The organism is Pseudomonas sp. FG13 (assembly GCF_057809755.1).
Window position 1 is genome coordinate 178,449 of sequence record NZ_JBMDKO010000002.1, and the last position, 22,550, is coordinate 200,998.

The window sequence follows — 22,550 nt, forward strand, 5'->3', positions numbered from 1 at the left end:
ATTTTTCAGTCAATGTTGCAGGTAAGCTGGAAGAGATGGTCTGCGTCGTAAAACTGCCTGCCGACCAATGCTTCAATGGCCGCTGCCTGGTTGGCGTTAAGGTTGTAGCCCTCATCACCACGCTGTGCTGCTGACCAGCCCATGATTTGTGCAAGCTGCGAATCGCAACCCTCAGGCAATTCGATTTCGAATGCCAGGAAGTCAGATTCCTTATCGAACGCTTCAATGATGTACTTCAAGGTTCTACCTCGCGGCTGTCGTCCGCATCTTTGGTTTGCTCACCTGTTTCGGGGTTGAATTCCCCTAGGTGCTTCCCTCGCTTGTTATATTTTTCAACGGCTCCGTGCTGGCTGTCCCATTCAAAAATAGTCCCGTCTTTCGTCCTCCATCGTTTCCGAAGACCCCCTCCGCCTTTTATGAGCGTTTTTCGAGGGGCAATCCTGGCGTCTGGGAACGCACTCAGTACTTTGGGGGGAGGGTAATATTTATGGTCACCCGGAGCGGGTTTTGAAAACACCACATACAGCGACTTCAACCCCGTATCCGCCGGAAAAACCAGAATACAGTCGTCGGTGGTAATGTCCTCCCCCGGCAGCCCCTCTATCTGACTGTCGACATCCGCTGGTATGGGATGCACGAGAATGATGCCCAGCCGCCTACCCATGTCACCGGGATAGATCAGCGGCGGAATCGATCCGAGGGGCCCGTGCTGAGGTGTCCATAACAGGGTGATGCCATTCAGCTTGGCCTCCATCGCGGTTTTATCGGCGTTCCATGTCACCTGCACCGTGCGAACCGAATCGTCGCCCGCGGCACCGCTATGGATACCGTAAACCTGCAACACGCCGTCTGGGTCCCGGCGAAACTGAAAGCGCACCCGTGTAGGCGCGTGGCTCATGTTGCGCAACTGCTCGTCGGTATGAAGTGTGCCGTCTCCCATCTTGACCGGTAGCATCCCCAGGACGAACACGCTGGCCGGTCCGCCCGCGCCGCGTACCAGCCAGTTGAGGCGTTGCTGCAGGATGCCGCCACCGGCCAGGCGTCCCAGCGCCAGATCGGCACCGAGCGCCGAGGCAATGGCGGTACTGGAGGACGGTAGAAGCATTGCTCCCGCCACCATTATCCGCCCGAAGTTGGAGGCCGATTCGATGGTCGTCCCGGCGTTCGTTTGGCACCAGTTTTCAGCGATGCAGGATTTGGCGAACACCTGGTCTTCGCGTGGTTTGGGGGGCGGCCAATGATCCTGGACTATATGGATCGGTTCAGGTACTGGCGATGAGCGGGGCATCCAGCCGCCCCCCGAGCCGGTTGTAGGTGGCTTGATCAACAGCAGGTCACCTTTGCTGATCGCCTCTACAATCTCGCTGTCGCTGGCGATCCGGGCCAGGCTTCCAATCTGGTCCAGCCCATCGATGGTGTGCCTGCCGCGCATCAACGCGTCATTCACCATCCGAGCCGCGGAGTGCGGGGGCTCGGTCTGTTCGATGCCCTTGTCCGCACTTCTTATCAAGCGCATTGCAATCCTTGCCATTATGTAGGACGGGGTATTCTGGTGTGGGCGTTCATGGCCGGCAATGAAAGGACTTTTGCGGTATATGTCCGGGCTGGGATGAAATGTCAGCCGGTTTTAGGCCAAGCAACGCCAATCCTGTGGGAGTCAAGCTTGCTCGCGATGGCGGCGGTCCGTCCGACATTGATGCAAGCTGACCCAACGCCATCGCGAGCAGGCTCGCTCCCACAATGGTTCTGTGTAGGCGAGAGATTTGTGTTCACCACGAATCCCTGTGGGAGCGAGCCTGCTCGCGATGGCGGTATGTCAGCCGACGACGGTGTGTCGGCTGCCACGGACCACGCATTGCGTCACTGAGCGTCCAACAGCTGCCGCAATCGCGGCATCGTTGCCGCGAATCCCATCTGCTGCGCCTCGCGTTGGAGCCCTTTCAACGGCTCCTCCTTCGTTTGATCGCCCCGCAACCACTGGCCTGCCACGTCGATCAGCCGCACATGATGACTGACCCACGCGCATGAAGCGGACTCGGGCAGTACCGCCATCTGCTGTCCATGCCGGATTGCCTGTTCGATGTTCCCCGCCAGCAGACAGGTTTCAGCGGCAGCTACGCGAAAGCGCAGGGTATTGTGGGCGAGGCACGCTTGGGTGAGTTGAGTTTCGCCCTTCAATAGCGCCTGTTCGCTGAGCTGCGGATCGTCGACCATCATCGCCAGGCTGCCGTAGATCCAGGGTCCGATGTAGCGGTGCAAGTCAAAGCGTTCAACTAGGCTTGCTGCGTCCATGATCAACGTCTGCGCCAGCTCGCGTTCTCCCTGGTACAAGGCCACCCGTGCCAGCCCTTCCAGCAGGATCGCTTCGAAACGGCTGGCGCCCAGGTTGCGCGCCAGTTCAAGGGCACAGGTCAGTTGCTGCTCTGCCGACGCCTGCTGAGCACTTGCCGCCAGCACCCAGGAGGCGGTCAGGCGCGAGAACACTTCCGCCCGATGGTTGCCGATCCTGCGGCTGCATTCGATGGCCTCCGTGGCGTCGCGCAACGCCAGGTGCGGCTGGCCCAGGTAGAACTGCGCCGAGCCGCGGGCGCTGCGATTGCCCGCTTCCACGTCCACCAACCCATGGCGCTCGCACAGGCGCACGCATTGGTCGAAGACTTCGTAGGCGGTCTGCATGTGCCCTTGGGCGTAGTAGGAGTCGCCGATCCCGCTCAGGGCCTTGGCCTCGGTTTCCAGATCCCCGCCGATCCTCGCAAAGGAGAGCGCCTCTTCGTGCAAGCGGCGACACTCGACATAGTCACCGCGCGGAAAGTAGATATTGCCGTGCAACTGATGCAGCCGGGCCAGTGCCGTGTGGGCGCGCAGGGCCTGGGCGACGGGTAGCATGTCTTCGATCAGGCGTTCTTCTTCGTCCAGGCACTCGAGGGTATTGAGGACTGCCGCCAGGCCCAGCGCCGACTCGATCCGGTCCTGCGGCTTTTCCGCCAATGCCAGCGCCCGCTGGAAATGCTCCCGCGCTTGCGCCGTCTGGCCAAGGCCTGAACAGGCTTGGCCGCACAACAACGCAAGGGAAAAACTGCCGTGGGTGCGCTCGCCGAACACCGCACATTGATGTGCCAGCGCGAGCACGCTGTCGTACTGGCAGGCGAGGCGCTTTTCGTCCATGGCCGCCAGCAGCGCATCGAACGCTGCCGGGTCTTTGGCTCGCAGCAGATGCTGGGCATGGAGCACCCGGTCGCGCTCGCGGTAGAGCTTCGCTACCGTCCGATGCAACTGTTCACGCAGCACGTCGGGGATCGCGTCGTAAAGGCAATGCATGACCAGGTCATGGACGAACAGGTAGTTTCCCGGCTCGACTTCGCGTAGCAGCCCTTGGCGCATGTCCGCCGTCGGCAGATAGTCAGGTTGTCCAAGTGCCTCGCGCCAGAGCGTCAGTTCGAAGCGATTGCCCAGCACCGCAGCGTAGTGCAGGGCGCGACGCTGGTGCGAGGCCAGCTTGTCGAAACGGGTCTGGATCAGGTGTCGCAGGCTGTCGGGAAAAGTACCTTCCTGGCTCGCCAGCAACTGCGTCAGGTACAACGGGTTGCCTTGGGCGCGGATGACGCAATCGGCGCGGTAATGCGGGTCGACATCAATGAACTGAGCGGCCAGGGCGGAGGCCTCCCGTGCGCGGATCGGCGCGATGTCGAGCACGCTCATGGGCGTGTTCGCGTGCGCTCGGATTGCGTTTTCCAGCGGGTCGCCTTCGGGGCGGGACGTCAGCAGCCAGACGATGGGCGCGTCGTCCGTGGCATCGAGCAGTTTGCCCAGCAGCGTAAACAATGGAGCGTCGCCCCAGTGCAGGTCCTCCAGGCCAATCAGCAAGGGCTGCTGCACCGCCATTCGCCGCAGCACCTCGAGCAAGGCGAGCAGCAGCCCCTGTGTGCGAGCCGGGCTGCTCATCGCTGCATACAACGCGGGCGGCTCGGCGGATGAAACAGCCGTCAGGACCTGGAGGAACATCCAATGTTCGGGCGCCACTTTCAGGCGGGATAACCCGGCCTCCAACTGCGAAGCATTGATCGACGTAGCGCCAGCGACACCCAGCAAGCTGCCCACCAACTGCCCCAACGGCCAGAGGCTGTTGTCCATGCCGAAGTCCAGCACATCGGCACGATGACAAGCGAAACCGCTTTGCCGGGCGATGTCGAAATACTCGCTGACCAGCCGTGTCTTGCCGATGCCCGCCATGCCGCGCACATAGACCACATGGCCGTCCTGGCACTCGTGGGTGGCCTCGATCACGCCCTTGAACTGCAGCAATTCAACGGCCCGTCCCACCAACGGTCGGGGCGCGTTTTCGTCGAGGCTGCGCAGGCGCCGACACTTTCGATAGGCGGCAAAGGCCTCGTCGGTGGAGGAAAACTCGAAGCGCGAAGCGAGTTGTTCCAGCAAGTTCTGCGCGACATACACCGGTGCGTGACCGTGTCGATCCGACAACGGCTGTTGCGCCAGCAGGATTGCATCGCCCTCCGGCATTGTCGTTTCGCTGCCCAGGCGCACCAGCCGCAGCAACAAGGCGTGCCCCGGCTTTACGAATTGCTCCCGGCTCAGCGCCAGTGCGCACAGCAGGCCACGTTCGCTGTCGCTGCGATAGGCTTGAGGTGAGCCGAACCGCGCGATGACGACATCCTGGGTGATGACGGGGGCTGCGCCGCCGAACTGCCGGACCAGGCGTTCGATGTCGTCCGCCAATACCTCGGGCACCCCCTCGATGGCAAAAGACAGTTCCAGCACGTAGCGGATGACCGCGTCGTCGGCTTGTTTCAGCGTCTGTTGTGCCAGGGCCTTCTCATGCAACTCGGTGACCGATTGCTCGATCTCCACCAGCATCGTCGACACAGCAGCGCCCAACAACGCACTCACGTCGACATCGAAGGCCGTCGCCAGGTGACGGGCCGTGCGGTAGAGCACCGGTTTGCCGGTTTCGGCGCGTTTGATGGAGGCGATGGACACGCACAGGTGCCGGTTCAGGCAGGCTTCGGCCAGGGTCTCCTGGCTCAGGCCATGTTGTTTGCGCAGCCCTTTCAACAGCCCGGCGTCCAGCAGTACACGGCCATCGGACACCGAAGCTTCGCGCTTGGGTGGAGCAGGGTGCACGCGGTGTCTGGAGTCCATGTTGATCGCCAGGGGAAGTCAACGGCAGACGCCCGAGTCTACTCCTCTCCATCCGCGACGTTAATGAAAAGATGGCATTTTGCCTGATACCAAACTGATACCGGACTGACACCGCTCTGGACTGTCGGCTCGGCAGCGGCCTCCTGATACTGAATCCCGTCAATTGGCATCAGTTGATACAACGTGAGCGATGGGAGAAAGGCGATGAACGAAGGACTCCAAGGCAGCGCAAATGATCCGCGTGATATCGGCGGCTCGCAGTTACTGGGACGCGGCCTGAATCGGCTCGACTGGGCCGGCGATAGGAAGGAATGTCAAAAGGTCGGAGATACCGAGTCGGGTAAACGGACCGTGCCCTACAAAGACACGTCCTACAACGTGGGCAAGCACGTCACCATGAGCACAGCGGTCTCCCAGGACAACTCCACGGTCGAGACGTTTTCTTCCCGCGACGATTATGAAAGCCATACTCAATCGAGCGTCGAGGCGGCCGGTAAGTACGGTGCCTTTTCCGCGGGTTTCAAAGTCACGTTCGGCAGCGAGATCAAAACCTTCGAGGAGCGTGAGGCTGCTCTCTACAGCCACACGGCACGGCTGTGGAAACTGACGCTTGCGGTCGACCCCGCCAACGCCACCGACGTCTTCAAGGAACGAGTCAAGGCACTGCCGTCGGCTTTCGACGAGGACAATCCGCAGCCGTTCTTCGACTTCTTCCTCGCTTTCGGCGTCGATATCGTCAGTGAGGTCACCGTCGGCGGCTCGCTGAACTACGCGATGACTGCGCTCAAGAGCTATCTCAGCCAGACCAACACCCTCGATGCGATGGTCAAGGCCGAGTACGGCGCTTTCGTCAGCGGCAGCGCCTCGACCTCGATTTCGGAAACGGTCAAGAAACATCTGGCCCATCGCAAGGCCAACCTGACCACCCGGGGGGGCACCCATTCGATCAACTTCAACTCGATGGACCCCAATAACTGCAACGCGGATTTCAGCAAATGGCGCGAGTCGCTGGCCAACGATCCCGCGATTGTGGAATTGAACCTCTCGCCGGTCTATTACTTCATCAACACTGGTGCAACTCGCACGGCAGTGGAGCAGGCCTACCGGTGGTACACCAGCTACAAGGCGGAAATCAAAGCGGATTGGCAGGAGTCGACGATTGTTCTCGGCCGCTCCAATCGGCTCAAGGCATCTGTCGCGGCGACAGCCGGCCCAGCCCTGCGGCTAGTGTTCGTCGACAACAAGAGCAAGGAAACCAGCGAAACCTTTCACACACCACCGGCAGCGGATGCCTCCAGCGAAGACTTTGAACAGTTCTGGGATGCGCTGGCCTCGCTGGTGAAACAAAAAAGCGGGCACAAGCTATTGATGGCCACTGAGCGCTGGCCTCGCGACAAGCGTTACTACCCCGGTCGTCGCATGCGTGAGGCGCTGCTGTTGAACGGCGCCAGTGAAAAGGCGCTCCAGCGTTGGGAGGCCCTGACCAGGTACATGGTGCCAAACCCATTGGCCGGCCTCACTTATGTGCTGGCGGGCAATGACCTGGAAACGCCGGGCGTCGACGGGCTCATCGCCGGCTTCGGCCAGGCGGGCAAAGACCTCAACCCGACGGTGAAAGTCTCGGCGCGGCTGTGTCATGACTCGTTCGGCAGGGTCAAAGTGGTGCAGACGGAAAAGACCCAGGAAGACCCGTGTACGTTGCTGTACATCGTGCGCAACAACACCGACTCCAAACCGGCCCTGGCCACCGACCCGCAGAACAAGACCCGGATCGCCATGCAAACCCCGGACAGGCACAACCTGGGGCAATACTGGTACATGCCCGAGCTGGAAAAACCTTATCCGGAAATCAACCACCCGGTGCTGCTGATCAACTACGAGACGGGTACCTGTCTGCAAGGCATGCATGACCAAAATGACTGCCGGCTCAAACCCATCGAAGCAGGGCGCCAGCAAGACGACGTGATCTGGGATCGGCGTGGCGACGACGTGTTCCATCTGTTGCTGGTGCACTACTGGATGAACGCCATGTGCCTGACCCAGATCGAAAAACGCGCCGCTGTCCGGCCATGGCGCCTGCCCCACGGCATGGACTGGTTCCGCGAGGCGCATCGTCCGTATAGTTGATAACCAACAGACAGACCCGGCCTATACGGCCGGGTCTCCCGTGCTTTCTTGCGTGAGTGGTCCCTGACGATGCAAGTCTTCAACAGTGTTCCCTTTATCGACGAGGGCGTGGAAGCAGCGCTCGATCCGCGAACCTTTCCTTATCTGTTCAATGACCATGGCCTGGCCCAGCCCAGCGCCTACGTGCGCGGCAAGCTGATCTCCCTGACACCTGAAAACCCCGACCTGCTGCTGGGCGCCCGCTATTCCGGCATCACCTGGTGGGACCGTGAAGTGCCGACGAGCTGCGGTTCCTATCGGATCAAGCAATTCGATTTCCGCGTCAAGGAAGTACGCTACGAGCCCATCTGGGCCACGAAGGAAACGGCACAAGCCTTCGGCATGACCCTGCTTGCCAATGGCGAATGCCTGCGCTTCGAGTACGACCAGTTGATCCTGGGCCAATACACTTATGGCAAATGGGCGGGCCATCAATCCCCGTATCTGGGGCCGGAGCGCATGCGTGAACTGCTGACCTACAACCCCACCGACCTCGAATACCACAACTTTCCCCATGCCTTCTTCTCTCGCTACGGACGTCTGCCACTGGTCATCAGCGTCGCCCGCTGGCGTCCTGCGGCACGGGAGATCTACCTGGCCGACCTGTGGCTGCGCCCTGGCGACGCGCTGGTCCTGCCCCCTAAACACTATCCCGACATCCCACCCAGCGACGCCGGTGGGCTGGAGAACTGGCCGGTGGTGGTGGACATGCATGGCAATAGGAACTCGGCCCTGGCTTGCTGGTTTGGGGGAGAGGACTGCCTGCTGACGGAGACGGTATTGGCGAACTCGGCCTTGATGAGATCGCCGGCGGGGCGGCCGCATTATCACGAAGAAAAGACGGCGACGCGGCATGAGATGCCGGTGGGTTATCGGCTGTAAAAAGGCCTGGACACGGATGTTGAATGTGTCGACGCCATCGCGAGCAGGCTCGCTCCCACATGGGGGGGTGTAGGCGGTATTTATGTACGACGCCGGACCTGTGGGAGCGAGCCTGCTCGCGATGACGGCCTGTCAGTCATCCCGATACCGACAGTTGCCGCACAGCCAATTCCCCTAGCTGGACGTCCCGAATTCCCCTGTCTAGAGTGAAATATCCGCGCCGGATACATCGGGAGGGACTCCAGTGAATCAGCTTAATGACTACACCAGCCTGACGGATCCGTTGAATGTAAAAATCATGGAACTGGCTCCCAAGGAAAAGCGCGATGGTAAGAAAACCAATTTGTTCTTCACCCCCGACACTGCATTCGACTCCAAGCCACTGACCCTGACGACCGGCAGCTATCCCTTCACGCCCATCGGCAGCCTGGGCATCACCCAGGTGGATACCACCGGAAAGGAATGGCGGCATGTCGTCAATCAAATCACCAACAGGCATGGCCTCACTTCGGATTACGGCAATCCTGACCGGGCTGATCAACTGGTCTTGCTGGACACCCTGGATGCCGTGAAGATCAAGGAGGCCGTCGCGCGGGACAAGCAATTCACCAAAGGTAGCTACTTCCACCCGGACGTCGAACAGGTATTCGGGACAACCAACCCTGTCACAACCTATGCCGCCCAACAGGTCATCGAACGCCGAGCCGTCTTGTGTCAACCCGTGCCCGATCCGATTGCGCTCAACTACTGGAACCTGCTCAGCTCGGACCCCGCCGCGCAGGCGAAGCTATATAACTGGCTGCAAACCCATGGTGGGATTTCTCACAAGTTCTCGGTCAATGACAGAAAATCAGGGAACAGAATCCAGAACCACTTCCAGAACCTGGAGAACTCCAACGCCATCCATTTCGCCAGCGAAACCCGTGGTGAATATGCTGCCGCCAAACTGCTGATTACCGTCCTCGGCAACGAATACCAGATGAAGATCGGCAAAGCCTCTTCAGGCCGCACCAATGGAATCGACCAGATATGGGTCAAGCGCAACCTGATCAGCGGCGTGGTGGAGGAGTACATCATCGTTGAGTGCAAAGGCAGCGTGGATGCGTCGCTCAACGAAGCCAAGTATGGCTGGCAAATGTCGCCCTGCTGGGTCTTCTACTGCCTTGTCGGTCTGCTGGGCACCAACGGCAAACTCGCCAGCACCTCGACCACGGACGTGTTCGCCAAGACCACCATGGTCAGGAAAATCCTCGACGCCTTGATCAACCCGGGTCCCCCCGTGGTGAAAGGCCTGGTCATCCAGCCCATGACCAAATCCGTCACGGCACCCAATAACATCGAAATGGTCGACTTGGGGGCCTATGACCTGGTCGAGCAATATACGAATGCGGCGGCTGGGCACTCGAAGTTCCATAACGCCCAAGTGTTCACCGGCACTCTGTTCTAGGACGCCAACGCCATGAAAAAAGCAGAACAGGAAAACCTCCTGCACACCCTGGAATCTCGTTTCGAACAAAACCCTCATCGCCACCCGGACCTTCAATGGCCTGACGTCCGGGCCCGGCTCGCAAGCAACCCCGCCGCGCTTGAAACCCTCCAGGCCATGGAAACCACCGGAGGCGAGCCGGACGTGATCGGCCACGACAAGCACACCGGCCGCGTGACCTTCTGCGATTGCGCCAAGGAAACCCCGGCCGGCCGTAGAAGCCTCTGCTACGACCGCGCCGCCCTCGATGCTCGCAAGGAAAACAAACCTCGGGGCAGTGCGCTTGAGCTGGCCGAAGAGATGGGCATCGCCCTGATGACGGAGGATCAGTACCGCGAGTTGCAGGCGTTGGAGGCATTTGACCTGAAAACGTCCAGCTGGCTGGCAACACCCGCTGACGTTCGCTCGCTGGATGGGGCGATATTCGGTGACCGGCGTTATGGCAGGGTGTTCGTGTACCACAACGGCGTGCAGTCGTATTACGCGGCGAGAGGGTTTCGTGGGGTGTTGTGTGTTTGAACTGGGTCAGCGCTATCGAGCCACTGATCGGCGTTGCCCAGTTCGTGTCGATCTCAGCGAAGCCGGAGTGTCTTCACCACTGCCTCTCCCTGGGCGCCGCCAGGCCAGCATAGGTCAACGGAGGCTGAGGCCCCACCCGTTACATGGAAGATTGCAAAGTTCTTATCTTCCGAATGGCCGAACAGATGCTCAAAGTAAATGGAGGCATGGCCGCTGATCCTTCCTGAGCTTGCAATTCCACCCCCGGCAAGCTGGCCGGCGGGCATGCGCGAAATAGCGCTTGAGGTGATCTGGTAAACGCTGGCTCTACGGTAGTCATCGTGGCTCAGGCGAAAAGCCGCCGCGCAGTGGACATCACCGCTGATGAATACAAGGGTCTTCCCGCCTTTATCCAAAGCCTGAAAAGCCGCATCAAGCAGCAGGTTTCGCTCTGTGTGATTGGTGCTGTGGTCCCACTCATCCATACAGTCATCTTTGGCTGAGTCAAACCATGACCCCACCGTCAATAGAACCGATTTCCAGTGGACGACGGGCACTGAGCTGACCACAAATAATACCGGTGAGGAGGTGTGCTCGTTGCTTGTCAGCCACGTTTTGAATCTTTCGACCTGCTGTGTTCCGAGAATAAAATTCTTATGTTCGGGACTCTCGACGTCGTGATGCCCGCGAAGATCAAGCATGTAGAAAGGAACCCCACCCTTTTCGAAGCTGTAATCCCAAATACATGATTCCGGCGTCTTTAATGAGTCTTTGGAAATGCCGGTGTCTGGATTGTGGCTATGCGCATACTCAAAGTAGGCAGTCCGCGCCGCTGTCCACATGGACGCGACCAGTTTTCTGTCAGTCGCGTTGTCGTCGGATTTGAAAATCCTCGAGATGATTGCAATTCGTTCTTCATCGGTACGGGAGCCCCAGCCATCCATGATTTCATGATCATCCCAGATCATGTACTGCGGATATCTCGCAAACACTTCCTGCAGGTGAGGGAATTTCCAGTACACCCGATAATACCAGCGGTACAAATTCAACAGATACGCGTCGAGTTTCCTGGTATCAAGCCTCTTGCCCGTGGAACACTCGGCTATCAGATCGTCCTTGTTGTCGACCAACCATTCCCAGATGTCTGGAAAGTGTTTGCTATCCTGACAGTCCACGTAAACCTGATCGCCTCCACCTATTGAAAACCTGGCGTCCGACGTGTTCATTCGCTCAAGAAAGAGCGGCCACGCACCATAACTTCCGTTGGCGTTGAATGGGTCGTGGCAGCTATAGAACCCAAAGCTGAAGTCCTGCATTGCGTCAGCCATGGTCCTGAATGTAAGGGACTTGTGACAGCCGATTTCAGTTTTGCGAAAGGCTTCCGTGCCGTCTGTCTCGTCGGTCATCAGGTAGTAGTAATAGACAGTATTTTGATCCAGACCTTTAAGATCAAACGTATGGGTCAAGTCATCATCCCAACTGAACGAGTGCGATTCATACGCACAGTCGAATGATTTTAAAAAAACCACCAAGGGTTTTCCGTCCAACTTGACCAGATCCCCGTCAATGGGTTTGGTCGACCAGACCAGGCTCCATGTCCCCGGTCGATACGCACGAATCCAAATTCGCGCAGTATCGGAGGTTACATGGCCAATGATGCTCGCGCTCTGGAGTTTGCAAACGTCGTATTCGTTATTTCTGGGATCGACCAGGGCCATGGGAAGTCCTTTGCCCGAGCTCATTTCCGTCGGGCATGAGATGAACCGGTTGTGCAGGTCTTTACCTTTCAGCAGGACCCACCACTCGGGATTTCGGCTCCAGTGGGAGCGATGGCCCTGTGAATATAGACGTGCCGCTTCGCTTGTCTAACCGACCTTCGTAACGTTTGGCGATAAGCAGATGCAGAATCGGCCACAGTCACGGCCTTTTGGCGATGACGACCAATCCGCCCGCAATCAACACCGCGCCTATCCGCGTGCGCGGGGTGATCACTGATACATCGAAGCAGAGGTAGTTGTAAGCTGGCAATCACAACAGACAACGCCCGCCCCCGAGCCACGACACGGTGGCAATTGATGGACACCCCACATGCCCCAAGCAACCCTGAACCTGATCCTGAATGCCTTGAACGAAACCGAACTGGGCCCTCTTGCCTCACGCCCATATGACTGCGCGTTCAACGTACTGGCAGCACCGCCGGAACAGAAAAGGCTGATCGTGATGGGGTTCAACGGCTCTGAAGCCGACAAGGACTTCACCAACGTTTCCGCCATCGAAGGAGACTTCCAACAGCCCGAGGTCTGTAATGTGGGGCTTGGCGTAGAGGGCAAATGGGGCAGCACTCGCCTGGCGAACCAGCTCAACACACTGCCGGACAAACTGGGCTTCACCAAGGCCGAAACCCTCTACACCAACGCCTTGCTGCTGTGCTCCAAGGACGCCGCTTCAATCGGCAGAGCGGCCAGGGCATCGGCGCTTGGCAGTCATCAGGTGCTTGCCGAGCGATCCATGCGGTTTTTTGCCGAGGCGACCATGAAGCTGAGTCGCCCTGAGTTGATCATTGCCTACAGCAACTCACTCCGGGCGCCTTCTGCTGCCAGCATTCTTTATGCGGCATTTGGTCAAGGCGAGGTCATCGACCACATCTGTACCGGCTCGCATACCGCAACATTCGGCTTCACTGCGACCATTGCTGGCGTTCGAGTGCCGGTGGTTGGCATACGCCACATGTCGCGTTTTACCGCCAGGCCGGAGCTCATTCATGAAGCCTGGAAGCGGCAGTTGTCCAGGTGAGTACGCGGCTTTCCAAGCCCTAACCCCCGGACACACTTTCCAGCAACACCTGCTCCATCATCTCGAAAAAACATTTGATATGGGCCTGCTTCAACGCCTGGGGCCGGCTCACCAGATAGATTTCCAGGTCTGGAATAGGCAGCTCAGGAAACACCTCGATCAGATCCTGCGCCAATACCCGAGGCAATACCGCCACCCCCATGCCTCGCCGCACTGCCTCGAGTTGTGCGGTGAACGAATTCACGCTGATCGGCGCATGCTCCAGGCCGCCGGCTTTTGCCGCGCGCAGTTGCTGCAACATGTCCAGCGGGGGAAGCAAGGCGATATGCGCCGCCGTGGCTGGGGTGAGCGCTGGAGAGCGCTTCAGATAGGCCGCATCGGCGAAGACGCCGTAAGCGACTCGGCCGATGTGCTTGTAAATCAGTGACGGCTCACCCAGATGGGCGGTGCGCACCGCAATGTCTGCCACGCCGCGGACGATCTTGTGGAATTCGGCGGTGACCAGCAATTCCACCGAACAATTGGGGTGCAGGGCGGTGAAGCGGCTCGCGGCCTCCAGCACGGAGGAAGAGAAACCCTCCCCGGCACTGACCTGCACGCTGCCACTGAGCTCAGCCTGCCGCCCGGGCGGGCTCGTAACGGTTTGTCGGCGCAAGCCGGTTTCCGCGGCCAGGGCGACTTCCACCAGCGACTGGCCTCGCGAGGTCAGCCAACAGCCTTCGACGCCCCGCTCGACAAGGGGTTCGCCCAAGGCGCTTTCCAACTGCGTCAGGCGACGGGACACTGTAGACGCCGCGATTCCCAACAACTGCCCCGCCTGAAGAAAACTGCCCCGCCGCGAGACGGCCAGCAGCAATCGAAGATCGTCCCAATTCGCCTGCGATGCCATGCGTCCTGTCTTCCCTGGTTTGCATATGTGCAAAACCATTATGCAGCAGTCGCTGTTTTTCAAAAACGGCGCCAACGGTATATCTACGGCCCTTCGAAACCCACGGAGTGGACTGTATGACCGCCGGCCCCAACGACTACGCGGAACGCGCCTCAAGAGCCTTCAATTGCCGTGATGTGGAGGCGATGCTTGCATTGGTGAGCGAGGATTTCATCTACCTCGATGGCACGGGCATTCAGATTGGTCGCGAGGCCATGCGCAAACGGGAACTCGCGTTGTTCGAAGCGCTGCCCGACGCCGAAATCACTTTCAGCCCCTTCATGGTCGCCGAGGATCGACTGGCGCTGGTTGCCGTACTGTCCGGCACCTTCACTGCCCCCCTGGTGCTGCCGGAGCGGGTGATACCGCCCCATGGTCGGCACATCACTGTGCACTTTGCGGCGCACTTCATCTTCAAGGATGGGCTGGCCACCCATGAAGAAGTGTTCTTCGACAGCGCGGTGCTGCTGCCGTCCGCCGAACAGGGCGAGGCTTGAGTCATGCGCAACGTATTTGTGACCGGCGCCACCGGCCTGCTGGGCAACAACCTGGTACGGGAACTGGTTGCGCGTGGCTACGCCGTCAAAGCCCTGGTCCGCTCCAGAAGCAAAGGCGAACAGCAATTCAGTGACCTGCCCGGTGTGGAGCTGATTGTCGGCGACATGGCCGATGTCAACGCCTTCGCCGCTTCGCTGCAAGGCTGCGATACGGTGTTCCACACGGCGGCATTCTTTCGCGATAACTACAAGGGCGGCAGCCACTGGGCGGCGCTTGAAGCGATCAACGTCGGCGGCACCCGAGACCTGCTTCATCAGGCGTACCGCGCGGGCATACGCCGATTTATCCACACCTCTTCCATCGCTGTGCTCGACGGTGAACCCGGCGCGTCCATCGATGAAACCTGCCTGCGGGCCGAGGCCGATGCGGACGATTACTACCGCAGCAAGATCCTCGCCGACCGTGTCGTGTTGACCTTCCTGGACGCCCATCCCGACATGCACGCCTGCATGGTCCTGCCCGGCTGGATGTGGGGCCCTGGCGACATGGGCCCGACGTCCTCGGGACAACTGGTCAAGGACGTCGTGAACGGCAAGTTGCCCGGGCTGATCCCCGGCAGTTTTGCCGTGGTCGATGCCCGCGACGTGGCCTGGGCACTGATTGCCGCCGCCAAGCTGGGACAGCGAGGCGAGCGCTACCTAGCAGCGGGCCGGCACATGACCATGGGGCAGTTGGTGCCCGTGCTGGGACGGATCGCGGGCGTCAAAACCCCTTCGCGGCAACTGCCGCTGCCCTTGTTATATGCCTTCGCGACGGTGCAGGAGATCTATGCCCGGCTGACTGGCAAGCCGATCTTGTTGAGCTTGGCGACGTTGCGGCTGGTGATACGCGAGGAGCATCGCACCTGTTTCGACCCTCGCAAGAGCGAGCAGGCGCTGGGGCTGCGCTTTCGGGATCTGGAGGTGACCGTTGCGGATACGGTGGCGTGGTATCGGGAGCATGGTGGGTTTGCAAAGCACAATGCTGTAAACACTGCATAACGACCGGGCCGCTCTGTGGCGAGGGGATTCATCCCCGCTGGGCTGCACCGCAGCCCCACCCCCCCCCTCAGCCTAATGCCAATCAGTTAAGCCACAAACCTGTGGGAGCAAAGCTTGCTCGCGATTGCGGTAAGTCAGTCAGCAGCAGTGTTGACTGGTTTGTCGTCATCGCGAGGAAGCTTTGCTCCCACAGGTTTTGCGTCGTTTGATCCTTAGCCTCGCCGCAAGACCGCTTCAGCACCGGCGTCTAACGGGGAGAAAGCCACGGACGACCCAGCCTCTTCAAGTCTTCGCTGCACCTGCCGCTATTGGTATAACGATTTTTACCGTATCCCTCGATTGTCTTTGCGATACCTTTGCCTTTCGGCAATGACGTTGGCAAAAGCGCGATAAGAGAACGTAGCGAATGGACGACGGACGAGACGAAAGGCGGGCGGCTGTGTCTGGGCGGGCGACGGTGTCTGGTGACGCGCTGCCGCATATTCTGTTGATCGACGATGTTCCGGAGGACCTCCGTGCCACGCTCATTCTGCTGAACGCACAGCCCTGGCGCATATCCCTGGCCAGCGATGCCCAGCAGGGCTATCAACGGGCCCTGGCATTGCGTCCCGACTTGATCGTGCTGGATGTGCACATGCCGCACATGGACGGCTTCAGCCTGTGCCGGCTGTTGCGCGAGGCTCCGTCGACCCGGCAGACGCCCATTCTCTTCTTGTCTTCGGCCAACAGCACCTTGGAGCGCCTGGAAGGGCTGACCGTGGGCGCGGTCGATTACATCCCCAAATCCTGCGCCCCCGAAGAAGTGCTGGCGCGCATCAAGATCCACCTGCAATTGACCTGGCGCGCGCCGCCGTCCCATCAAGCCAGCCCGGCGGACCCCGAGCCCGAGGGCGACGAGATCGTGCTGCGCGCCGCGATGCGATGGATTGAACAGCACCTCGACGACATGCCCTCCCTGGTGCAATTGGCGCAAAAAGTCGGCACCCATGAAAAACGTCTTTCCCGGATATTTCGCGAGCATCTGGGGCTGACTGTGTTCGCTTACATTCGCGATGCGCGGCTGCGTCGTGGCCAACAATTGCTGACCGAAAGTGCCGTGAGCGTGCAAGACGTCGCCGAGCTGGTGGGCTTTCGCAATGCCTGCAACTTCACCACGGCCTTCCGTCAACGCATCGGCATGACGCCCAGTCAGTTTCGCCAGCAAACCCTGGGTATAGCCGATACCGAGTCGGCCGGGCGCGCCTGATGCGGGGCCTGCAATTTTTGTTGCTGGCGATGACGTTGTTGTCCGCCGGCCTGCTGCGCGCGGCGCCTGTGGATATCTGCCAGGCTGAACAGCTGGATGTGATGCCCGCGATGCAGTTTGTCGAAGACCCCCAGGCCAGGTTGAGCCTGGAGGAAGTCGCGCAACTGCCCGACGGGCGATTCAACACCGCGACCCCTGGCTGGCCGGCGCAAGGCTACAGCCGCTCGGCATTCTGGTTGAAACTGCAACTCACCAATGTAAGCGCCAGGGCCTGTTCGCGCCTGCTGGTGATCGGGGCGCCGCGGCTGGAAGACATCCGCGTCTATCAATCTGTCGACGGACACTGGCGCGAGGCCCATGCCGGTAGCGCCCATCCCCTGGCCGAATGGCCCCAACCGGCGGCGCGTCAACCGGCGTTCCCGGTCGCGCTGGCGGCGGGGCAGGGCACCACGCTGTTCATCCGGGTGACCGGCAGTTTCCAGATGCTGCTGGAGCCGCAGCTGTGGTCCGAGCCGGCGTTGCTGCGCAGCCAACAACAGATTTACCTGAGTGACGGACTGACCCTGGGTATTGTCCTGCTGGTCGTCCCGTTCGGGCTGATCGTCGGCTGGATCCTGCGCTCCCGATTGCTGAACGTGAATGCAGGCGCGGTACTGAGCTATATCCTGCTGACCTGCATCGTGAACGGCTACCTGATCTACTGGCCCGCGGCGCTCGGCTGGACGCGCGAGCTGCTGGCGTGCGTCAGCGTGATCTCGTTCGTCCTGTTTCTCGCCTACATGCGTGTATTGCTACAGGTGGCCCGGCTGCCCCGGATCATTGGCTGGAGCTATTGGGTGCCGCTGCTGGGCTGTGCCGTTGGCCGGGTCTGGTGGTTGAAGGTCGATCCGGTCCAAGGTGCGCAGATGATCCAGGTGTCGCTCCTGAGTTTCTACGGCGTGCTCCTGGCCACGTTGTTCATGGCGTGGCGCCGACGGCTCACTTACCACTGGATGGCGTGGCTGGTGCCGGGGCTACTGCTTTCGCAGTTGTTGATGCGGATTTTCTTTCCGCAGGAACAGTTGCCCTGGCAGTCGCCGCAAAGCAAACACAGCCTGTCGTCGACCCTGCCCGGCGTGGCGTTGCTGGTGTGCACGTTGATCATGGAAGTCAGCCGCAGCCGGTATCGGGAAAAACACGCCCTGTCCACCCTCGAACAACAGCGCCAGGCCGAGCACGAGCGCCTGGAAAGCACCGTGGCGCTGCGCACTGCACAGTTGCGCGAATCGCTGGCGGCACGCAGTGCGTTGATGGCCCGCATCAGCCACGACCTGCGCTCGCCGCTGGTGCGCATCATCGATTATTCACGCCTGCTGCACGCGGGGCCGAACCACGAATACCCGGCCAATATCGAGCGTAACGCCCGCCAGCAACTGGAGCTGATCGACGAGATGCTCGAGTTCTCCCGTGGGGAACTGGAGCAGATGCAACTGACCCTCGCGCCCGGCTATTTGTATGGGTTCCTGAGGGAAATCGAAGAGGAGGCGGGCTTCCTCGCCGCGCGGCAGGGCAACACCTTTGAAGCCGTTCTGGCGCAGGACCTGCCGGCGCTGGTGGAGGCCGATTTCAAACGGCTGCGGCAGGTCCTCATGAACCTCTTGGCCAACGCGGCGAAGTTCACCCGCAACGGCCAGGTCCGTTTCGAAGTGAGCGCTTCGCCAGGGGCGACAGCTGACACCGTGGCGCTGCGTTTCAGCGTGATCGACAGCGGCATCGGTATCGATCCGCAAGAGTTCGAACAACTGCTGCAACCGTTCCATCGTGGCCGCAATGCGCAACGCTACGAAGGCAGCGGGCTGGGCTTGTCCATCGTCACGCAACTGCTGGAGCGCATGGGCAGCCGGCTGGAACTCCAGTCCGGTGAGCAAGGCGGCAGCCGCTTCAGTTTTCGCCTGCAATTGCACTGCGCCGCGGAACACGAGCTGGAAAGCGGCATCGTCGATAGCCATGCCGAGCCGTTCGATGGCCAGGGCCAGCATGTCCTGCTGGTGGACGATGTCGAGCAGAACGGCGAATGGCTGTATGACCTGCTGGCGGGCTACGGGTTTGACGTGAGCCTTGCGACGAGCGGTGAGGATGCCCTGGCCTGCCTCGCGCAGCAGCCGGTCGACCTGCTGATCAGCGATCAGATGATGCCCGGCATGGACGGCTGGGCGTTGCTGCGACGGGTGCGCGAGCACCGGCACGATTGCCCGGTGTTGCTCTATTCGGCGGTTCCGCCTCGCAGGCCGGAGGACTATCCCCAGGACCTGACCTTCGATGCGGTTCTGCTCAAGCCCGCCGACAGCCGTGAATTGCTGGCGTGGGTCAAGGCACTGACGGACTCGGACAGCGTGCGTCGCCCGATGGCTCGGGAGCAATAGCGTGCTCGGTCGGCGTTACCGGCTACTCTTGCTCGGCAGCCTGACGGCATTGCCCTGCACGGCGGCCTATGCCGAACAAACGCCATTGCCGACCACGCCTGGCGTATCACCCGCTCCCCTGGTCCTTGAGGAAACCAAGGTGACCGCTCGCCGCCGCGAGGAAGACCCGCAACAGGTGCCGATCCCGATCAACGTCCTCTACGGCGAGCAACTGGACGAAGCCGGCCTGCACACGCTGCAAGACATCCAGCAGCGCGTGCCCGGGCTGGTGGTGTCCGGGCATGACGCCCGCTATGCCGGCTTCGGCCTGCGCGGTTTCGGCGCGACCGCCTACAACGATGGCCTGGAAGGCAGCGTCGGCACTTACGTCGATGGCGTCTACCAGGCGCGCCAGGGCATGGCCTTCACCGAGTTGATGGACATCGAGCGCATCGAAGTGCTGCGCGGGCCCCAGGGCACCTTGTTCGGCAAGAACACCACCGCGGGCGCGCTGAACATCATCACCCGTCAGCCGACGTTCCAGCCCGAGGCCAACCTGGAGGCCAGCTACGGCGAGCACGGTCTGCGTGAATATCGCGGGACGGTTTCCGGGGCGCTGCACGACGATGTACTGGCCGGGCGACTGAACGTCTTCGAACGCTCGGTCGATGGACAAGTGGAAAACCTGCAAGACGGCGCCCGCCTTGGTGACGCCGACAGCCAAGGCTTGCGTGGGCAATTGCTCTGGACCCCGAACGCGGACTTCAGTGCGCGCCTGATCGCAGACCATGCCCGGCAAAACGAGGCCGGCAACGTGCTTCTGGTCAACCACTACAGCCAGCAGACGCGCAAGCGGGCCCAGTTCGTCGGCTATCCGCTGGCAGAGCCGGACCCTTACCAACGTGAAGTGCGTATCGACGCACCGGGGCACCCGCAGACCCAGCAGAACGGTGTGTCCCTGGAATTGAACTGGGACCTGGACGAGGCGATGCGCTTGACCAGCATCACCGCCTACCGTGACTGGGACTACCGCGCCACCCGCGACGGCGACAGTACCGCGCTGTCGGTGGCTCAGTCCGAGACCGAGCTGGGGCACCGGCAGTTCAGCCAGGAATGGCGCCTGTCCGGCACGGCCGGCTCGTCCATCGACTATGTCGTCGGGCTCTATTACCTGCACCAGCAGCTTGACCGTGATATCGATGTCGAATTCGGCAAGGACGCCGCGTCCTGGTTCGTCGGCGACCAACTGGAGCAATTGCAGAAGCTCTACGGCATCACCATCACCGATCCGCGGCAGGTGCCGCCCCAACTGCTGGACGGCGCCCGGCAACGTTACGACGGCGAGCAGAAGGGCGACAGCCGAGCTGTGTTCGGTCAGGTGTCCTGGCGCCCCGTCGACCCCCTCGAACTGACCGGTGGCCTGCGCTACAGCCAGGAGCGCAAGGACGGTTGGATCTCCCGCGACGTCAGCAACCTCGCCTCGCTGGCCGGCCTGCCACCGACGTTCCAGGCGGGCGGCCAATTGCTGCGGGACATCGCCCTCGGGGGGGATTATTACCGCCAGGACTCGATTGAAGAAGACAACGTCTCCGGCCTGCTCAGCGCCAGCTACCGCTTCAGCGATGCCGTGATGGGCTACGTCAGTTGGTCCCGCGGCTACAAGGCTGGCGGCATCAACTTCGACGTGGTCGGCCCGTTCGCCGCGCCCACCTTCGAGCCGGAGCGCGCCACGTCGTTGGAGCTGGGCATGAAGACGCGGTTCTGGGATGAGCGCGCGCTGCTCGACCTCGCCGTCTACCAGACCGACGTCGACAATTACCAGGCGCTCACCTACAGCCCGTCGACATCGGTGTTCGCGCCACCGCTGCGGGACAACCTGATCAACGTCGGCAAGGTGCGCCTGCGTGGCATCGAACTGGACTCGGCCTGGCAGTTGGCCCCCCGGCTTACCGGACGCCTGGGTCTGGCCTGGAGCGACGCGCGCTATCGCAGCTTTCCCAACGCACCGTGCCCGCCGGCCTCGGGCCAGTGGACCTGCGACCTCAGCGGCGACCGGCTCTACAACGCGCCGGAATGGAGTCTCACCAGCGGCCTGGAGCATACCCATCCGCTGCCTTATGGATTGGAAGCCTACAGCGGTGTCGACTACAGCTTCCGGACCGGATACTCCGGCACTCTCGAAGGCGGCGAAGGCAGCTACCAGCCCAGCTACGGCCTCACCAATCTGCGCCTGGGGCTGCGCAGCCAGGACCGCGGGTGGGAAGTGGAAGGCTGGGTGCGCAACCTGTTCGACCGTCACTACGTCACCGCCGTCTATTCGCTGCTCGGCGCCGGTGACTACGGGGTGATGACCGGCAGCGAAAGAACCGTCGGCACCACCGTCAGGCTCCGTTATTGAGGGAAATGAAGCGGGTCGGACAAAACGCCAGGCGGTTGCCGCCGGCCTTTTTCGACAGGTACATCGCCTGGTCCGCCTTGCTGATCAGCGCGTCGATCTCCTGACCGTGCTCGGGGAAAAACGCCACGCCGATACTGGCGGAAATCTCCACCGTCTGGGCGCCGATCAGGATGGGCGCGCTGGCCGCTTGCAGCATGCGCTTGAGCAACGGCTCGCTGTCTTGCACCTCCTCTAGCTCCACCAATCCGGCGATGAACTCATCACCGCCGAGTCGCGCCAGCGTGTCGCTCGCACGCAGCGTCGCGTTGATCCGCGCCGCGACGATCTGCAATACCCGATCGCCCCAGTCATGCCCGTAACTGTCGTTCAGCGACTTGAAACCGTCGAGGTCGATAAACGCAATCGCCACCTTCTGCTGATGGATCCGCGCCTTGCCCAACGCCTGGCGCATCCGTTCGGCCAGCAGCAATCGATTGGGCAATTGCGTGAGCGCGTCATACCGGGCGTCCCGTTCCAGCAACTGCAGGCGTTGCTTCATCTGAGTCATGTCGCTGAGCAGCACCACGTAATGTTGAACATTGCCGTGGCGGTCATGCACGGCACTGATGCTGACGCGCGACGTCATCTCCCGGCCGTCCTTGTGGCTGCTTTGGATTTCCCCGGACCAGTGCCCGTGGAAATCCAACGCGTTCTTCATCGGCGCATAGAACGCCGCGAGCCGCCGCACCATGCGATGGGAATTCAAGTCCCGGCCCCTGACCTCGTCCTCCCCATAACCGGTCAGGCGCGTGAACGCCTCGTTCACACCGATGACCCGCCCGAAGGGGTCGACCAGCATCGCCCCTTCCCGCGCATGGCTGAACACAGTCGCGGCCAGCTCCGGGCAAATGGCATTGGCCTGCCTGTCCGCGGCATCCTCATCCCGAGGCACCGGCCACCGCTCGGAGTCGAAACCCAACCGCGCCAGATAACCGGCCATGAAAGCAAGCGCCCGGTGCAGCCGGATCAGCGCACTCATGGCGAACCTGGACTTGAGGCAATAACAACGGATGAAGGCACGTAGGTTCATGGGGTTTA

The 22,550-nt window shown here is 61.0% G+C and carries 16 protein-coding genes; 10 read left to right on the forward strand and 6 right to left on the reverse strand.

Translation table 11 applies throughout. The annotated features are described in order from the left end of the window. Positions 1-5: 5 nt before the first annotated feature. The 3 genes from ACODTO_RS03355 to ACODTO_RS03365 all read right to left on the reverse strand — a co-directional run bounded on the left by ACODTO_RS03355 (position 6) and on the right by ACODTO_RS03365 (position 5,157). Positions 6-239 (reverse strand): pyocin S6 family toxin immunity protein, encoded by a 234-nt coding sequence (locus tag ACODTO_RS03355; RefSeq protein WP_175385495.1) that lies wholly within the window; start codon positions 237-239, stop codon positions 6-8. After that, complete coding sequence (locus ACODTO_RS03360) at positions 236-1,516, reverse strand: colicin E3/pyocin S6 family cytotoxin (protein WP_489105961.1); 1,281 nt, start codon at positions 1,514-1,516, stop codon at positions 236-238. Before ACODTO_RS03360 ends, ACODTO_RS03355 begins: the two co-directional genes overlap by 4 nt. A 344-nt stretch (positions 1,517-1,860) precedes the next feature. Beyond that, positions 1,861-5,157 carry an ATP-binding protein gene (locus ACODTO_RS03365; RefSeq protein ID WP_489105962.1) on the reverse strand — a complete coding sequence of 1,099 codons (3,297 nt, stop codon included), beginning with the start codon at positions 5,155-5,157 and terminating at the stop codon, positions 1,861-1,863. Between the two features lie 204 nt (positions 5,158-5,361). On the opposite strand from ACODTO_RS03365, the gene ACODTO_RS03370 reads away from it, so the two are divergent. The 4 genes from ACODTO_RS03370 to ACODTO_RS03385 all read left to right on the forward strand — a co-directional run bounded on the left by ACODTO_RS03370 (position 5,362) and on the right by ACODTO_RS03385 (position 10,210). Next, complete coding sequence (locus ACODTO_RS03370) at positions 5,362-7,284, forward strand: MAC/perforin domain-containing protein (RefSeq protein WP_489105963.1); 1,923 nt, start codon at positions 5,362-5,364, stop codon at positions 7,282-7,284. A gap of 69 nt (positions 7,285-7,353) precedes the next feature. Further along, positions 7,354-8,205, forward strand: a complete 852-nt coding sequence (locus ACODTO_RS03375; protein WP_175385491.1) for a hypothetical protein — start codon at positions 7,354-7,356, stop codon at positions 8,203-8,205. A gap of 244 nt (positions 8,206-8,449) precedes the next feature. Continuing rightward, the gene (locus tag ACODTO_RS03380; RefSeq protein WP_489105964.1) at positions 8,450-9,652 is read left to right on the forward strand and encodes a hypothetical protein; all 1,203 of its coding nucleotides are present in this window, start codon (positions 8,450-8,452) and stop codon (positions 9,650-9,652) included. Between the two features lie 12 nt (positions 9,653-9,664). Then, positions 9,665-10,210, forward strand: coding sequence for a DUF4256 domain-containing protein (locus ACODTO_RS03385; protein ID WP_489105965.1), 546 nt, complete (start codon positions 9,665-9,667; stop codon positions 10,208-10,210). A 53-nt stretch (positions 10,211-10,263) separates the two neighbouring features. Here ACODTO_RS03385 and ACODTO_RS03390 read toward each other — a convergent pair whose 3' ends face one another. Continuing rightward, the gene (locus ACODTO_RS03390; protein WP_139645929.1) at positions 10,264-11,907 is read right to left on the reverse strand and encodes an alkaline phosphatase D family protein; all 1,644 of its coding nucleotides are present in this window, start codon (positions 11,905-11,907) and stop codon (positions 10,264-10,266) included. A gap of 370 nt (positions 11,908-12,277) precedes the next feature. Here ACODTO_RS03390 and ACODTO_RS03395 point away from each other — a divergent pair, with 370 nt between their 5' ends. Continuing rightward, positions 12,278-12,982 (forward strand): hypothetical protein, encoded by a 705-nt coding sequence (locus ACODTO_RS03395; protein WP_217510094.1) that lies wholly within the window; start codon positions 12,278-12,280, stop codon positions 12,980-12,982. Between the two features lie 19 nt (positions 12,983-13,001). Here the strand turns inward: ACODTO_RS03395 and ACODTO_RS03400 are convergent, their stop codons facing one another. Then, positions 13,002-13,871 (reverse strand): LysR family transcriptional regulator, encoded by an 870-nt coding sequence (locus tag ACODTO_RS03400; protein WP_489105966.1) that lies wholly within the window; start codon positions 13,869-13,871, stop codon positions 13,002-13,004. Positions 13,872-13,987: 116 nt separating this feature from the next. On the opposite strand from ACODTO_RS03400, the gene ACODTO_RS03405 reads away from it, so the two are divergent. The 5 genes from ACODTO_RS03405 to ACODTO_RS03425 all read left to right on the forward strand — a co-directional run bounded on the left by ACODTO_RS03405 (position 13,988) and on the right by ACODTO_RS03425 (position 21,473). Further along, entirely contained in the window at positions 13,988-14,407 is a 420-nt protein-coding gene (locus tag ACODTO_RS03405) for an ester cyclase (RefSeq protein WP_139645933.1), read from the forward strand. 3 nt (positions 14,408-14,410) lie between these two features. Further along, entirely contained in the window at positions 14,411-15,448 is a 1,038-nt protein-coding gene (locus tag ACODTO_RS03410; protein ID WP_489105967.1) for an SDR family oxidoreductase, read from the forward strand. 406 nt (positions 15,449-15,854) lie between these two features. Then, complete coding sequence (locus tag ACODTO_RS03415; RefSeq protein WP_489105968.1) at positions 15,855-16,694, forward strand: helix-turn-helix domain-containing protein; 840 nt, start codon at positions 15,855-15,857, stop codon at positions 16,692-16,694. Next, positions 16,694-19,096, forward strand: coding sequence for a hybrid sensor histidine kinase/response regulator (locus ACODTO_RS03420; RefSeq protein WP_489105969.1), 2,403 nt, complete (start codon positions 16,694-16,696; stop codon positions 19,094-19,096). Before ACODTO_RS03415 ends, ACODTO_RS03420 begins: the two co-directional genes overlap by 1 nt. Position 19,097: 1 nt before the next feature. Continuing rightward, the gene (locus tag ACODTO_RS03425) at positions 19,098-21,473 is read left to right on the forward strand and encodes a TonB-dependent receptor (protein ID WP_489105970.1); all 2,376 of its coding nucleotides are present in this window, start codon (positions 19,098-19,100) and stop codon (positions 21,471-21,473) included. Here ACODTO_RS03425 and ACODTO_RS03430 read toward each other — a convergent pair. Beyond that, the gene (locus tag ACODTO_RS03430; RefSeq protein WP_489105971.1) at positions 21,457-22,542 is read right to left on the reverse strand and encodes a diguanylate cyclase domain-containing protein; all 1,086 of its coding nucleotides are present in this window, start codon (positions 22,540-22,542) and stop codon (positions 21,457-21,459) included. The genes ACODTO_RS03425 and ACODTO_RS03430 overlap by 17 nt on opposite strands. Positions 22,543-22,550 lie beyond the last annotated feature (8 nt).

Bases quoted from the DNA above. Each gene is read 5' to 3' on its own strand.
- ACODTO_RS03375 (WP_175385491.1), top strand. From the start codon at position 7,354: ATGCAAGTCTTCAACAGTGTTCCCTTTATCGACGAGGGCGTGGAAGCA.
- ACODTO_RS03415 (WP_489105968.1), top strand. From the start codon at position 15,855: ATGGACGACGGACGAGACGAAAGGCGGGCGGCTGTGTCTGGGCGGGCG.
- ACODTO_RS03420 (WP_489105969.1), top strand. From the start codon at position 16,694: ATGCGGGGCCTGCAATTTTTGTTGCTGGCGATGACGTTGTTGTCCGCC.
- ACODTO_RS03390 (WP_139645929.1), bottom strand. From the start codon at position 11,907: ATGGCCCTGGTCGATCCCAGAAATAACGAATACGACGTTTGCAAACTC.
- ACODTO_RS03395 (WP_217510094.1), top strand. From the start codon at position 12,278: ATGCCCCAAGCAACCCTGAACCTGATCCTGAATGCCTTGAACGAAACC.
- ACODTO_RS03365 (WP_489105962.1), bottom strand. From the start codon at position 5,157: ATGGACTCCAGACACCGCGTGCACCCTGCTCCACCCAAGCGCGAAGCT.
- ACODTO_RS03405 (WP_139645933.1), top strand. From the start codon at position 13,988: ATGACCGCCGGCCCCAACGACTACGCGGAACGCGCCTCAAGAGCCTTC.
- ACODTO_RS03360 (WP_489105961.1), bottom strand. From the start codon at position 1,516: ATGCGCTTGATAAGAAGTGCGGACAAGGGCATCGAACAGACCGAGCCC.
- ACODTO_RS03410 (WP_489105967.1), top strand. From the start codon at position 14,411: ATGCGCAACGTATTTGTGACCGGCGCCACCGGCCTGCTGGGCAACAAC.
- ACODTO_RS03430 (WP_489105971.1), bottom strand. From the start codon at position 22,542: ATGAACCTACGTGCCTTCATCCGTTGTTATTGCCTCAAGTCCAGGTTC.
- ACODTO_RS03400 (WP_489105966.1), bottom strand. From the start codon at position 13,871: ATGGCATCGCAGGCGAATTGGGACGATCTTCGATTGCTGCTGGCCGTC.
- ACODTO_RS03385 (WP_489105965.1), top strand. From the start codon at position 9,665: ATGAAAAAAGCAGAACAGGAAAACCTCCTGCACACCCTGGAATCTCGT.
- ACODTO_RS03370 (WP_489105963.1), top strand. From the start codon at position 5,362: ATGAACGAAGGACTCCAAGGCAGCGCAAATGATCCGCGTGATATCGGC.